Origin of the sequence: Mucilaginibacter sp. KACC 22773 (assembly GCF_028736215.1) — a bacterium.
Lineage (GTDB): Bacteria > Bacteroidota > Bacteroidia > Sphingobacteriales > Sphingobacteriaceae > Mucilaginibacter.
Map to the genome: position 1 here is coordinate 4946603 of NZ_CP117883.1, position 14267 is coordinate 4960869.

General features: G+C 43.0%; 16 protein-coding genes. 4 read left to right on the forward strand and 12 right to left on the reverse strand.

Translation table 11 applies throughout. From position 1 onward, the window contains the following. Nucleotides 1-43: 43 nt before the first annotated feature. Both PQ469_RS20195 and PQ469_RS20200 read right to left on the reverse strand, forming a co-directional pair. Complete coding sequence (locus PQ469_RS20195) at nt 44-1018, reverse strand: ABC transporter substrate-binding protein (protein ID WP_274209297.1); 975 nt, start codon at nt 1016-1018, stop codon at nt 44-46. A gap of 282 nt (nt 1019-1300) precedes the next feature. Next, nucleotides 1301-1762 (reverse strand): NUDIX hydrolase, encoded by a 462-nt coding sequence (locus tag PQ469_RS20200; protein WP_274209298.1) that lies wholly within the window; start codon nt 1760-1762, stop codon nt 1301-1303. A 117-nt stretch (nt 1763-1879) separates the two neighbouring features. Between PQ469_RS20200 and PQ469_RS20205 the strand changes: the two genes are divergently transcribed. Together PQ469_RS20205 and PQ469_RS20210 are read left to right on the forward strand one after the other, a co-directional pair. Then, nucleotides 1880-2377, forward strand: a complete 498-nt coding sequence (locus PQ469_RS20205; protein WP_090653010.1) for an SRPBCC family protein — start codon at nt 1880-1882, stop codon at nt 2375-2377. Between the two features lie 91 nt (nt 2378-2468). Beyond that, nucleotides 2469-3053 (forward strand): riboflavin synthase, encoded by a 585-nt coding sequence (locus PQ469_RS20210; RefSeq protein ID WP_274209299.1) that lies wholly within the window; start codon nt 2469-2471, stop codon nt 3051-3053. Between the two features lie 197 nt (nt 3054-3250). On the opposite strand, the gene PQ469_RS20215 is transcribed toward PQ469_RS20210, so the two are convergent. Further along, a complete protein-coding gene (locus PQ469_RS20215) occupies nt 3251-4396 on the reverse strand; it encodes a tetratricopeptide repeat protein (RefSeq protein ID WP_274209300.1) in 1146 nt (381 codons plus the stop codon). A 118-nt stretch (nt 4397-4514) separates the two neighbouring features. Here PQ469_RS20215 and PQ469_RS20220 point away from each other — a divergent pair, with 118 nt between their 5' ends. After that, nucleotides 4515-4805, forward strand: coding sequence for a hypothetical protein (locus PQ469_RS20220; RefSeq protein WP_090653013.1), 291 nt, complete (start codon nt 4515-4517; stop codon nt 4803-4805). Between the two features lie 84 nt (nt 4806-4889). Here PQ469_RS20220 and PQ469_RS20225 read toward each other — a convergent pair whose 3' ends face one another. The 9 genes from PQ469_RS20225 to PQ469_RS20265 form a co-directional block, all read right to left on the reverse strand. Beyond that, nucleotides 4890-5567 carry a hypothetical protein gene (locus PQ469_RS20225; RefSeq protein ID WP_274209302.1) on the reverse strand — a complete coding sequence of 226 codons (678 nt, stop codon included), beginning with the start codon at nt 5565-5567 and terminating at the stop codon, nt 4890-4892. A 319-nt stretch (nt 5568-5886) separates the two neighbouring features. Continuing rightward, nucleotides 5887-6900 (reverse strand): hypothetical protein, encoded by a 1014-nt coding sequence (locus PQ469_RS20230; protein ID WP_274209303.1) that lies wholly within the window; start codon nt 6898-6900, stop codon nt 5887-5889. A gap of 22 nt (nt 6901-6922) precedes the next feature. Further along, a complete protein-coding gene (gene hscA, locus PQ469_RS20235) occupies nt 6923-8779 on the reverse strand; it encodes a Fe-S protein assembly chaperone HscA (protein WP_274209304.1) in 1857 nt (618 codons plus the stop codon). 353 nt (nt 8780-9132) lie between these two features. Beyond that, a complete protein-coding gene (locus tag PQ469_RS20240; protein ID WP_274209305.1) occupies nt 9133-9387 on the reverse strand; it encodes a hypothetical protein in 255 nt (84 codons plus the stop codon). Between the two features lie 17 nt (nt 9388-9404). Continuing rightward, nucleotides 9405-9536: a hypothetical protein gene (locus PQ469_RS20245; protein WP_274209306.1), complete on the reverse strand. Its 132-nt coding sequence runs from the start codon at nt 9534-9536 to the stop codon at nt 9405-9407. Between the two features lie 430 nt (nt 9537-9966). After that, a complete protein-coding gene (locus tag PQ469_RS20250) occupies nt 9967-11301 on the reverse strand; it encodes a dihydroorotase (RefSeq protein WP_274209307.1) in 1335 nt (444 codons plus the stop codon). A 186-nt stretch (nt 11302-11487) separates the two neighbouring features. Then, nucleotides 11488-12366: an IS3 family transposase gene (locus PQ469_RS20255; RefSeq protein ID WP_337993766.1), complete on the reverse strand. Its 879-nt coding sequence runs from the start codon at nt 12364-12366 to the stop codon at nt 11488-11490. Next, nucleotides 12297-12686 (reverse strand): transposase, encoded by a 390-nt coding sequence (locus PQ469_RS20260; protein WP_274209199.1) that lies wholly within the window; start codon nt 12684-12686, stop codon nt 12297-12299. The genes PQ469_RS20255 and PQ469_RS20260 overlap by 70 nt, the downstream gene beginning before the upstream one ends. A gap of 157 nt (nt 12687-12843) precedes the next feature. Continuing rightward, on the reverse strand, nt 12844-13260 hold the full coding sequence (locus tag PQ469_RS20265; RefSeq protein ID WP_274209308.1) for a winged helix-turn-helix transcriptional regulator: 417 nt from the start codon (nt 13258-13260) through the stop codon (nt 12844-12846). Between the two features lie 82 nt (nt 13261-13342). Here PQ469_RS20265 and PQ469_RS20270 point away from each other — a divergent pair, with 82 nt between their 5' ends. Further along, a complete protein-coding gene (locus PQ469_RS20270) occupies nt 13343-14227 on the forward strand; it encodes an NmrA family NAD(P)-binding protein (RefSeq protein ID WP_274209309.1) in 885 nt (294 codons plus the stop codon). Nucleotides 14228-14267 lie beyond the last annotated feature (40 nt).

Genomic DNA, 14267 nt, shown 5'->3' on the forward strand with positions numbered 1-14267 from the left:
AAGCTTAATGCATAAGGCTGAAAGCTAATTTACGGTAAAGTGATTATTTAACAGCCTCGAAGTTTGCTGGTACAGTAATGTTATATTTTTTTGCCGCAGCGGGATTGTATACCCGTTTCCTCACTTTTACCATTTCCCATTTCAGGCCGTCGGTTTTGTGCGTTTTTAAGTATTGAGCTGCCTGTACGCCTGCCTGGTATCCCCATTGGTAAATATCGGCACCAAAAGCGGCTACAGCGCCGCGTTGTACCAAACCGGCTTCGCTGGTAAAAATAGGGACATTTTTTTCGTTACAGCTTTTCAGGATGGTTTCAAAAGATGCAAAAACGGTATTATCTGGGTTGGCAAAAAAGGCATCAATATTTTTACTTAACAACGATTGTGTAACCAGCTGGGCATCTGCCGATGTGTTTACCGGCAAAGCAACAATGGTTACGTTTTGCTTTTCGGCTAATGATTTAATCCGGTTAAGCGCATCTGCCGACTGCGGTTCAGCTTGATTATAAATCATCCCGATAACCAATTTAGCCCCTTTAGGCTTCAGCAATTTGGGGATGATAGAGAACGACGTATCGATATAATTAAGGTCCTCCAAAGCACCAAACAGGTTTGCAGGAGCCTCACCTTTATCATTCAATAGTTTCATTCTTTCGGGTACAGGCGATACCATTGCAAAATCGGGAATGGTTTTGGTGTTTTGCAAGGCGGTTACGGTAGCCAAAGTGGTGCAGGTAGCCAGCAGGTCAACCTTTTCGGATACAAAGTAATTGGTAATCTGGGTGAGGGTGGGGATATTTCCCTGGGCGTTGCGGTACTCTATCTGTACCGTTTTCTTGTCTTCGCTAAAGCCCTCTTTTTTTAAGGCATCGGTAAAGCCGGTACGGGCCTGGGATATGGTTGCATCTTCAAAAGCATCAACAAAACCAACAACCGGGGTATTTACTGCCTTTGGTTTGGGCTTACATGATGCTATGGTAATCAATAATAAAACGGCGGGAATGTATTTGAAAAACTTCATTGTACTAAGTTAAATATTTGAGGCGAAAGGTAAAAGGATAAGGGCAAAACGTGAAAATTGTTTGACGGAGGGCATGGCGGCGAAGACTCACCCCGACGAGGCTACGCCCGTCACCCCTCTCTCCGGCTGCGTCGCATAGAGGAGCAAAAAATAAAAAATGAGTTTCACACTCTTTGCGGCGTAAGCCGGAGGGTCGGCCAGCGTAGCGGAGCCGGGGTGAGTAGTAGCCAGCGTTTAAGCGGATGTTTATGTAAATGCCAACATACTGTAATAGTTGCAAAACTATTTATTCACTACTTGCATCAACTGCTCCACCAACCCCACATGCCCCACATTAATCTTTACCCTCGCTTCGTCAACAGTAAACCACCCTGCCCTATCCACTTCGGGAAACGACTGCATTTTGCTAGTTTTTGGTGGCCATTCTATTTCAAATAAATTGCTCTTAATATTGTGGGCATCTATATCTCCTTCCACCAAATATGCTTGTACTATTTTGCCGCTTTTTTGCTTGATGGGCTTCAGGGCAATAAATTCGCCATCGATAGATTGCCCGGTTTCTTCGTAAAACTCGCGTTTGGCAGCTGCAAGCGGGTCTTCGTCGCTCTCATATTCGCCTTTCGGGATTGACCATGCACCGTCATCCTTATTTTTCCAGAACGGACCGCCCGGATGAACCAGGAAAATCTGTAATACATCGTTAAACTTGCGGTAAAGCAGTATTCCAGCACTTTGTTTGGGCATATTTTTTTAAGGGTTATAGCTTTCGGCTTTTTGCCTTAAGCTTTCAGCATTTATTATACAAGCGTAAAGTAATATTGTTATTTTTATATCCAACTACAACCTAAAATAATTAAACCCATGGCAGACGAAAGATGGAGTAAATTTAAAATTACTGCGGATTTTGACACCGATGTACGCAGCATTTATGAGGCATGGGCCACTTCGGCCGGCCTCGAAAAATGGTTTTTACGCAAGGCCGATTTTTATGCCATTGCCGGCCGCCTGCGCGAACCCGACGAGTTTATCAAAAAAGAAGATACCTATTCCTGGTACTGGCATGGTTTTGATGATACCGCCGTAGAGAATGGACAGGTACTTGAAAACAATGGCTCCGATTTGCTGAAGTTCACTTTCTCGGGTGGTAGCATTGTTACCGTTGATATCCAAAGCAAGTATGGGTTAACCGTTCTCGAATTAACCCAGGAAAACATCCCGGAGGAAAGCGACCCGTCAAAAAACCTGTTTGTACAATGCCAGATAGGCTGGACATTTTACCTCGCCAACCTAAAATCGGTTATCGAAGGTGGCAACGACCTTCGCAATAAGCGGCTGGATGTCGCCAGCAATTTCAAATAAATTCATTTTAAACTGACAAACAAACCGCCGTATAATTATAGCTTTGTCAATCAAAAAATTCCCCCTTCAGGGGGGTAGGGGGCTTCGCTTTATGTTTACAGGCATTATAGAAACTTTAGGAAAAATAACCGATCTGAAACAGGATCAGAGTAATTTACATATCACGGTTGAATCGGCCATTGCGCACGAGTTAAAAATCGATCAGTCGGTAGCGCACAACGGCGTTTGCCTAACTGTAGTGGCCGTAGCCGACGGCCTGCATGTGGTTACCGCTATTGAAGAAACGCTGAATAAAACCAGCCTGTCGCACCTTAAAATTGGCGAACCGGTAAACCTGGAACGCTGCATGCAAATGAACGCCCGCCTGGATGGCCACATTGTACAAGGCCATGTTGACCAAACCGCCGTTTGTACCGCGTTTAAGGCGCTTGACGGCAGCTGGGAATACACCTTTGAATATGATGCCGCTAGCGGCAATGTAACTGTCGAAAAAGGCTCTATCTGCATAAATGGCATCAGCCTTACCGTGGTAAATTCACGTGCAAACAGCTTTTCGGTTGCCATTATACCCTACACTTTTGAGCACACCAACCTGCACAACGTGCGCGAAGGATCGGTAGTGAACCTGGAGTTTGATATTATAGGTAAGTACGTAGCCCGGTTGATGAATAGGTAGTAGATACGCGCTTTTTTTTTATTCCCTCCCGACGGGAGGGGTGCGGCCGGCAATGAGCGCAAAGGCAGGGAGGGGTTTTGCAGAGCGACGAATTGCAAAGTTGCTTGAACGACTGATTTAACCCCTACCTCCCCTTCCCCAAGGAAGGAATCGCACAATTTCCCTGCTCTTTTTGCTGAAGGATATTAAGCAAACCCCTACCGCGATAGCTCTGTAACCCTCGCCATGGCATAGCTTACATACTTTTGCTGTTTTACGGTTGGTTTACTGGTCATGAATCTTTTGTAGTACTTAACGGCCATTTTTTTGTTTTTGAGCGATCCATCGTACATCGTAGCCATCAGGTAATAAATTATCGGCTTCTCATCAAATTGAAGGGCTTTTTCATAGGCCGCTATAGCCGCTTTGTATTTTTTTCGCACGTCATAGCTGTCGGCCATTTCGGTATAATAATCGCTAATATTGGGGGATATTCCTGCTTCAATAGCCTTGCCCAGGTTTTCAATCGCCATAGGCTGATCTTTGAGTTCTTTATAAGCCAGCGCGGCAATATAGTAGCTGGTTTCGGATTGGCTTACTTCCGGGATCCGTTTAAAAGCATCAATACTGCATTCATATTGCTTCAGGTTGTAATAGGCCGATTCCAGTTTAGTTAATACCAAACCATTATCGGCCCCGGCCGCTATCAGTTTCAGACAGGTGTTTTTTACTACATCATATTTCTTTTCGGCGTATGAAAGTTTTAGCAGGCTTTGCAACAGCACAATGTTTTCGGGGTCCTGGCTTATGGCCCCGTCCAGTACCTTTTCGGCCTGCGTGTTAAGCTTTAGGTTCACGTACATATCGCTTAAGTCCGATGTCACATCCGCATCGGCCGGATTTAGCTTATTGGCTTTTTGCAGGTACATGGTCATCTTATCCAGGTCGTTTTTATCCTGGCTAATTTTTGCCAGCTGTTTAAAAACATAAAAATTGGTCGAATCTTTTTGAGCTAATACCTGGTAGTACATTAATGCCTTAACATGATTGCCCCGCCTTAAATTGATAGAACCCAGGCTATAAAGCACCGCCTTACTGGTAGAATCTATCACATACATGCGTTGGTAATACCCCTCGGCATCGGGCAGCTTGCCGGCCATTTGCGATGTGTAGGCCAGTTTGCCCAGTATTTTTATATCGGTTACAGGCTCCGGATAAGTTTGCTTTAACAGGTCGGCAGCCTCGGCAAACCGCTGGCTTTGGTAGTAATCTAACAGCAAAGCATCACTTGCGACGGTGTTTTGCTGGGCAATTGCAGGTTTAATTAAGCACGCTAAAAACAGGCAGATTATTATATTCTTCATATCAACTAATACATTAGTTATTTTAAACTAAATTATTAGTTATATATCAAATATCCAAATGGTAAACAATTTTTGTTATTTGAGGTTGAGTAGATATAACAATTAAAAAACACAACTTATGGATAAGCTAAAGAAATTCGGACTGATGGAGAAAATTGTCCATGAACTGGAAGATTTAAAAAACAGCCAGCAGGCAATCATCACCAAACTGGCTAAAATAGAAGTAGATAACATTGACCTTGGCGATAAACGCCTGGAAAAAGATTTGCCCGACATGCACCAGCGTGTTGCCGATAACCTGGACACTATTGCCAGCATCCTGCAAGACTTTGCCAGCCAAACCGAAAGCTACAGCGATAAAAATAACATTACCGCGCTAAGAGAGCAGGAAGCCATTGGCAAATTGTAAAAATTTGTTATTACATAAAAAAGCGCCTTGAACTGAGGCGCTTTTTCCGTAATCATTTCTTTGATCCAAACAGACGCTCGCTATTTATTTCCCAGCTGCCTTTTCAGCTTCTTTCCTCCTGTTACGGTTATATTTATTTATTGCCTTTACATAATTTTTTCGCTGGATATTTTCCAATGCATCAATATCATTTCCCACCATCTGTTTTAAGTTCTCCTCGGTGCATTTTACAATGGGGCCATCATCGTGCAATTGGATTCCAACTATCGTTCCTTCGTCAAAATACCGATCAGTTTCGAAACTTAAACACGCGTATACATTAATACTGCCCGATAAAACCTTAAACATCCAGCAACTATCTTTAGCTATTCCTTTATAGAATTTTTCGCGCGGAGTATTTACAGGCGCCCTCAAATCAACTATCAGGGGACTACTACGTTCGATACTTATTGTTTGATTGGGATATATCCGTTGGTTTCGGTTTGTATCACCTTTTGGCAGACTCTTATCTACATATAACAAATAATTTTTATGCGTGCTTTTATCCATTAATATGGTTGAGGTTACTTCTTTCCGGCTGCTATCCGCCATTGTTACAAAAAACTTATATTTAAGGTTGCCATCTGAATGCATCCTGGCCATCATACTCATTTGCATCTGCATGCTCATCCCCATTTGCCACTGCATAGTAATCTGGGCCGAAGATATTTTCCCCGCCAAAACAATTAAAAGGATCAGAAGATATTTACAAAATGGCTTCATTATGATTATTTAGGTAGGCTAATATATCATTTGAAAAGCATATAAAGCATACCCTATATATAAAAATCAAGAAAATGGTAATGTTTTAACAGTAAGGGCGATGCCTTCGGCCCGGGCTAACCGCTCATACTGCACAGGCCTTATTCACAGGCCGGTATCCGCTTTTATCCCTATCGCAAATATCAGAATCAGAATTTACAGAATTTTAGAATGGGCAGAATGCCTGGTAATTTCAGCTGAAAGCTGAAACCATGGTTCACCACGAGGTAAAACCTCGCGGCAGCTAACTCACCACTCACCACTCACTACTCACCACTCACTACTGATACTGTATATAAACAGGGCTCGGTTTCAGTGCCAAAACCTCTTTAGGTGTTAGCATTCGTTTAGGGCCGTTTTTGATATCGTTTTTATAAAACAGCTTGAAGCCGGTAAATTGTACAGGCTCGGCAGCAATAAAATATTTGTAGGTTCCTTTTTTAAGGTCGGGACCGCCCCAGCCGTCCATATCCATCACCAACTGAACTTCGCTGCTTAGTTTGATGTCTTTGTAATTGGTTACCATGCGTTTGGTAAAGCGGTGTATGATAAAAATTTTAGGCGGCAGGTTGTTTTTATTTACCAGCCCGGCAAGGTATTTGGATACATAGTTAATATCGTCGGCATCAAATGTGCCAATGCGCTTGCCGGGCACACTCCCCTCTTTCATACTAAACTCCGGATCGATGCCTAAATGTACATTGGGCATCAGCAAATATTTTTCAAGTTTGGGAATCTCGGTTTGTACGGTGCTGAAACCAACCTGCAGATCAAGAAAAACAAGGGCGTTCATGGTTTTTGCCATGGCTATTACTTTATCTATCTGGCTAAAAGGCATTCGCAGGTTATGCAAGCCATTACGGCCGGCATCGGCCTGGGCAGTTACGCAAATGTAATGCAGGGCGGGTATTACGGGGGTAAGGGTATCGGCCTTTTCCCAAACCTTGCACTCGGCCTTTAGTTTATCCATCATAACTTTAGGCTCGTACTCGCCTAAAACACCCATATTTTTGGAGTACATATTGCCGTAATAAGCTACTACCCTATTAAAAGGCAAAATAGCGCCAGGCAATGGCAATGGTGCGTTTTTTACAGGCCAGCGCCCCGTTTTGTCGCCATTGGCCATCCGCTTCATCAATGAATCGTAACGTGCGGTATCAAGTGCGGCAATATTTTTTATGGTGTCTTTTGTGTTCCGGATTATAAAACCGGCGGCATAAACTTTATTAAATGAACCTTGTAAAAAAACAGCCGCCAGGGCCAAAAATGTAAGTACTGCTGTAATTCTTCTCATCTATAAAGTGTCGTTCTGTATATTATTCAATACTCTTGCCACGCATCGCAGTGCTAATTGCCTGATCCATCAGACGTTCGGCAAATGGCCGGGTAAACTCATTTACTTCGTCTATACTTTTCAAAATGAGGTCTTTATCTCCGGTAGCAATGGCATTTTTCAAAGCGGTTATATAACTGATTGTTTGTTCAGTTTCCTCTGCCGATACATAGCTGCCGTTCTTTTGCAAAAACCGCTCCACGGTGTAAACCATCTGTTCGCCTTCGGTACGGGCTTCTATCAGCATACGCTCGGCCACATCTTCTTTGGCGTGGGTAATGCTATCCATCAGCATTTGCTCTACCTGTTCGTCGGTAATGCCGTAGGTGGGTTTTACCTCTACTTCCTGTTTAACCCCGCTGCGCAATTCAATAGCCTGTATCGTCAGGATGCCATCGGCATTCAGCAGAAAGTTGATATCTACTTTTGGGAAACCGGCGGGCATACTTGGGATGCCTTTCAGGTTAAACTCGGCCAGCTTGCGATTTTCTTTGATCAGGTCGCGCTCGCCCTGGTAAACGGCAATTTTCATATTCACCTGCCCGTCTATCGATGTGGTGTATTGCCGGCCGCCTTTGGTAGGCACCTTGCTGTTGCGGGGGATAATTACATCCATCAAACCGCCCATTGTTTCGATACCGAGGGATAATGGGGTAACATCAAGCAATAAAATATCTTTACGGTTACCGGCCAGTATATCGGCCTGTATGGCCGCGCCTAATGCAACCACCTCATCGGGGTTAACATCATCATGTACAGGGCGGTTAAAAAACTCCGCCACCATTTTTTTAACCAACGCCGTACGGGTTGATCCGCCTACCATGATCACTTCATCAATTTCTGCTATGGTCAGTTTGGCATCTTTAAGCGCGTTTTGGCAACTGGTAATGGTTTGCTGTACTTTGGGCATAATCAGTTCCTCAAACGTGTTCCTATCCAGCGTACACCATATTTCGCCTATTTTTTCGTTAAACAGGCTTTGATGAGCAAATGCTTTCTTGGCTTCCTCTGCTTTAAGGCGCAATTGCTGGGCAAGCTCATTATTGGCTATTATTTCGGCTTTATCCAGATTGTTTTTTTCAATCCAGTAATCAACAATAATGCGGTCAAAATCGTCGCCGCCTAAAAAGGTATCGCCGTTGGTAGCCAATACCTCAAAAATCCCGTTTTGGATTTGCAGTATCGATACATCAAACGTACCGCCGCCCAGGTCATACACGGCTATGGTCTTTACTTCTTCAGGGTCAAGGCCAATCCCGTAAGCTAAACTTGCTGCCGTTGGCTCGTTTACAATGCGTAAAACATCCAGCCCGGCCAGTTTACCTGCATCGCGGGTGGCCTGGCGCTGCGAATCGTTAAAATAAGCGGGTACTGTTATTACCGCACGGTTAACCGGGGTTTTAAGGGCATGTTCGGCACGGGCTTTCAACTCTTTTAGTATCAGGGCCGATAGTTCAATAGGCGTATAAAATTTATCGCCAACCTTTATTTTAACCAGGCTCTCGGTATCATCATCAATAACCTTGTACGAGAAAAAATCTTTATAATTTTCGATATCATGATAGCTGCGCCCCAATAAGCGTTTTACCGAAAAAACGGTATTTTGCGGGTCGGTTATCAAATATTCTTTAGCCTCATTACCTACCAAAACATCTCCCGTGGAGCCAAAATGGACAACTGAGGGTACCAAAACGCCTTTACCCGTATCATTTATAACATGCGGTTGCTTATCGGGATTAATAAAAGCCACCAGCGAATTGGTAGTACCCAGATCGATACCCACTATGATATCCTCTTTTTGCAGCGAGCCTGTTGCCAGGTTGATAGAAACTTTAGCCATTACTTTTACTTAACAAACCGCAAATGTACTCAGTTTTGGCAGATGCTGTGTCTTTTCAATCTCTAATTATCAAAATCAGGCAAACAGACCTCCCGAACCTCAATTAGCCGGGTATTATTTCTCATAAATACCTATTTCGGGGTATTTCATAAACCTTATATATAAGTTATGTTTGTTCAACAAAACCTGTTGTAAACTATAAACGCTGAGTAATTAGAAAATATACGACCTTATCACATCATTTTCTGGGGGGGAAATAGTTATAGTGAGGAAGCCCGTTGAAGTAATTCATCGGGCTTATTTGTTGAACACGATTTATGGATTTTATAGGATTAACAGGATTTGAGCCACTGTCATCCAAACAAGGATGCCAGCCAATATTTTTTTTTAATAGAAATCAAAATATTAACTACATTGTCTACATGCTTTCGATCTGGAGCTATTGAACAAATAAATGTAGCAAAGATGAAATTCTGCCCATCGGATATATGCCCGATTGAAGCGTAAGGAAATTGGGGATTAGAAAATTGTGCATAGTCAAAGATACCGTAACCACATTTTCCGGATATTTCGTTTTGTAATTCTCCAAAATCATTTTTTACTCCCATATTCTTTGACAGCTCAATTAAATTTGCAACACCCCTGAATTATCAATTGTATCATCGATAAAGGTTGGAGGGCCGTTAGGATTGTCTTCAGATATATCATTCCAGTTATCGGGTAACTTAATTTCCAGGTTTTTCAATCGCTTATCCATTAGTTAAATTTAATTAAAAATCCAATATCAGTGAATACACTCTAATTGACTTTCATTTTTTGCATACTAAATCAAAAATATTGAAGGATGGATTATAGAACCAAATTTTGCCATTAGCTTCAGATCAGGCAGAAAAAGGTTCGAAATTTGTACAGGCAGAGCGACTAAAGCGATATCAATCAGTATCAAAACCCTGTAAATCAGTAAAATTATCGATTTTTTGCTTTCAGAGCCCTCTCCCTAAAAATACTGAAATCCCACTGATCCGATTTTACATTACAAAGAATACTTTTTTATCCCCCAACAAAAATTCTGCGTGATTCGTTTTTTGTCTATCTGAATCAAAATTTTTAGAATTTAAGAATGTCCAGAATTTACCATGGCAGCTTTTATCCTGTTAATTCTCTAATTCTGTAAATTCTGATTCAGACTACCTGTTAAAATTCAGCCGTTTACCGGTTTCACCTTCCGCGAGGGTCCCGTTAGCATATACAACATTGCCAGACACCAAGGTGTAAGCTATCCGCGAGCGGAAAGTAGTGCCTTCAAACGGGCTCCAGCCACATTTATATAAGATATTGGCCTTGTTCACGTTCCAGGGATTATTCAGGTCGGCTAAAACCAGGTCGGCCCAGTAGCCTTCGCGGATAAAGCCGCGCCTGTCAATCTGGAAGCAGGCAGCAACGTTATGGGCCATTTTTTCGGCTATTTGTTCAAGCTTAATTTTGCCGTGATGGTAAAGTTCCAGCATAGCAGGCAAGGCGTGTTGCACCAAGGGGCCACCCGATGGGGCCTGCAAATAGGGCTGCGCTTTTTCTTCGATGGTATGCGGGGCGTGGTCGGTGGCAATTACGTCAATACGGCCATCTAAAACAGCCTGCAAAATAGCGTCCCTGTCGCTTTCTTTTTTTACAGCCGGGTTCCACTTAATCAGGTTGCCTTTTGTTTCGTAGTCGGCATCGGTGAACCATAGGTGATGCACACAGGCCTCGGCAGTAATGCGTTTATCTTTTAGCGGAATGGTGTTGTCAAAAAGATGAGTTTCAAGCCCGGTTGAAATATGCAATATATGCAGGCGTGTGTTATGCTTTTTAGCCAGCTCCACCGCCAGCGACGACGACAGGTAACAAGCCTCGGCGCTACGGATCTTCGGATGAAGTGTAACAGGTATATTATCGCCCAGCAGCTGTTTGTAGTGGTTAAGGTTGCTTTTAATAGTAGCCTCATCCTCGCAATGCACCGCTATCAGCATAGGCGAGTTAGCAAAAAGGTTATCCAAAGTTTGCGGATTATCTACCAGCATATTGCCCGTTGACGAGCCCATGAAAACTTTAACACCGCAAACGTTGGCTACATCGGTGCGCAGTACCTGTTCCAGGTTGTCGTTAGATGCACCCATGAAAAATGAGTAGTTAGCCAGTGAGTTACGCGATGCTATATCGTATTTATCTTGCAGTAGCTCTTGTGTTAATGTGTTGGGTACCGTATTGGGCATTTCCATAAACGATGTGATGCCGCCCGCTACAGCTGCCCGGGATTCGGAATGAATATCGGCCTTGTAGGTAAGCCCAGGTTCGCGAAAATGTACCTGGTCGTCAATGCAGCCGGGGAAAAGGTAAAGGCCTTCGGCATTTATAACTTCATCTGCATGGGCATCAATTTGTGGGGCTATCCGGTCAATCAAGCCATCTTTCACCAACAAGTCGGCTACAAATTGCCTGTTTTCGTTAACTATTGTTGCTGCTTTAATGAGGATAGTTTTCATATGATTTGAGAATTCGGATGTTCGATGTCGGATTTATTTGTCATGTCCTGAAAAAAGTAGACACTTTATTGTTTGTTACTTGAGGTGTTAATAAGTCGGAAACTCGTAGAGTTTTCGACTTATTAACACCCTTTTCTTTTTTTGCTTCTTTTTTTCTTTTAAAATTTCCTGTTGCTTGTTAATAACTTAAGCAGCAATATGCACCTGCTGCGGGGTTGCTAAATTCAGTGACCAGTGTGGCCGGTCCGTATTATACGACCATATCGCTTCTTTTACTGCCTTTACCGCATTGCCCTCAGATGTAAAAGCTTCATCTAAGCCATATTCCTGCTTTAGAATGCCGTTTATCCGCTCGGCTGTAGCATTTTCATAACAATGGTTCGCCTCAGTCATGCTGATCTTTATTTTGGCCTTCTTCAGCAGCTTTACATAATCCTTACTGCAATACTGAATTCCGCGATCTGAATGATGAATCAGGTCTTTGGTATCCGGGCATTGCCTGATGGCCATTTTCAAAGCATTAATAGCTCCTTTTATCTTTAAACTATCCGATAAATGCCAGCCCACGATCTTCCGTGAGTAGGCATCTGTGATCAGGAACAGATACACAAAGTCATCCTTTGTTCGGATATAGGTAATATCCGAAACCCAACCCTGGTGCGCCTTATGCAGCAGTTTATCTTTCAACAAGTTCCTGTATACCCTAAAACGATGGTAAGAATCTGTCGTTGAGATATATTTACGACGCCTCTTTACCAATAAACCGTTCCGCGCCAACAACTCAAAGAACTTATCCCGGCCAAGCTTTATTCCCGCTTGCTTCAGATCACCCTTTAAAACGGAGTACAACTTCTTGCCTCCTATACGCGGGTGACGCCTACGTACATCATGTATAAGCGACAATACCAACTGCTCATTTAACAGTTTCTTATCCGCTGACTCTACGGCTTTATAATAACCACTCCTGCTTACTTCGAAATAGCTACATAGCTCACTTAGCGCGTATCGCTTCCGGAGGAATCCGATGCTGCTGTGCCAAACTTTTTTTTTAAATCTGTCCCGTATAGTTTACCTGCCTGCCTGATCACTTCCTCTGCGCAATCTCTTGACAAATAGGCATCTGCCAAAGCTAATTTTAACTTCTTGACCTCTTTCTCTAACTCCAACAGCCGGTCTTTCTCATCTTTCGTTTCCACTCTAATTACCGTATTTAATAAATGTTGTTTCCCTAATTCTTTAAGCCATTTGTTTATCGTCTCTGCCCCACCTATGCCATAACGACGATTTGCTTCTGAGATCTGCAGACCCTCCTGTTCAATCTCATTGACTACTTTTTGTTTAAAGCTAATACTGTACCGAATTACTTTTCGCTTACTTTTTGTCATTTTTCCTGATTATTTAAGTTAACTATACTGTCAACCTATTTCAGGACAAGACAATTGATGGGCAAATTTAGAATTTATGACGACATAATAAGGCAAGAGCAAAATCAAGGATTAAATTTGGGAAATGCAGGGTGTCTTGTTTACCGCAAAAGATGATCTACCCCTCAACAAATTCTGCTATACCCGGAAAAGTGCCCATATTTTTATAAATAGCAGTACCGTTAGCTTCGCTGTCTTCAACCGCCCAGGTTGCCATGGCATACATTACCGGTCTCAGGCCCTGACCCGACGGACTAAGGCTGTAGGTTACATACGGTGGCACCACCGGCCTGGCCTCCCTGACGATGATTTTATCGGCTTCCAATTGTTTCAAATGCTGTATCAATACCTTTTCGGTTATGGTAGGTATTGCTTTTTTTAACTCGCTGTAGCGCTTGCCGCCGGTTAGCAGGTGAAATAAAATAATAGGTTTCCAGTACCCGCCAATGCGTTCCATTACATAGGTTACCGGGCACTCTTTAAATGCGGTTTGTTTATTTTCCTGTATGGTTGATGCTTCTTTAATTTGCGTCATATGGATACATACTTTAGGGTAAGTACTTGTATAAAAGTAAGTACAAATATAATTTTGCTCCCAACAAAAACAAATTATAATCATGAAAATCATAGTAACAGGTTCATTAGGCAATATCAGCAAGCCTTTGACAAAACAATTAATTGAGGCAGGCCACCAGGTAACCGTTATCAGCAGCGATAAAAATAAAGCCGCGGCTATCCAGGCATTAGGCGCTACAGCGGCTATTGGCTCATTGGCCGATACCGCATTCCTTGCAGATACTTTTACCGGGGCTGACGCCGTTTACGCCATGATACCACCAAACTTTGGAGCCGCTAACTTAAGGCAATACATGGTAGATACAGGCAAAAGTTATGCCGGGGCCATTCAAAAATCGGGTATTAAAAAGGTTGTTGCTTTAAGCAGCGTCGGGGCGCATTTAAACGATGCCACCGGACCTATAAAAGGCATTCACGATGTTGAAGGCATATTGAGCGGATTACAGGGAGTAGCTATCAAATTTATTCGTGCACCATTCTTTTATGTGAATTTGCTTAATGATATCCCGGCCATTAAGCATCAGGGAATTTTAGGTTCAAACTACCCGGCAGATGCAAGGCTGATATTAGTACATCCACGGGATATTGCCGATGCTATTGCCGAAGAATTACAGGCCGATTTTACCGGCAAAAGTGTACGCTACATTGTGAGCGACGAAAGCACAACGGCCCGGGTAGCAACCGCTTTAGGCAAAGCCATTGGTAAGCCCGAATTGCAATGGACAGGTTTTAGCGACGAACAGGCGCTTCAGGGCATGCTGCAACACGGTTTGCCGCCCGAAATGGCCAAAAATTTTGTAGAAATGGGCACAGCTGTACGCAGCGGAATAATCTGGGAAGATTATGACCTTCATAAACCCGCCCAATGGGGCAAGGTAAAACTTGAAGATTTTGCCAGTGAATTTGCCGAAGTTTATAACAGCTAATTGAAATCAAATAAAAGGCCGCCCCAACAAAAATGAGGGC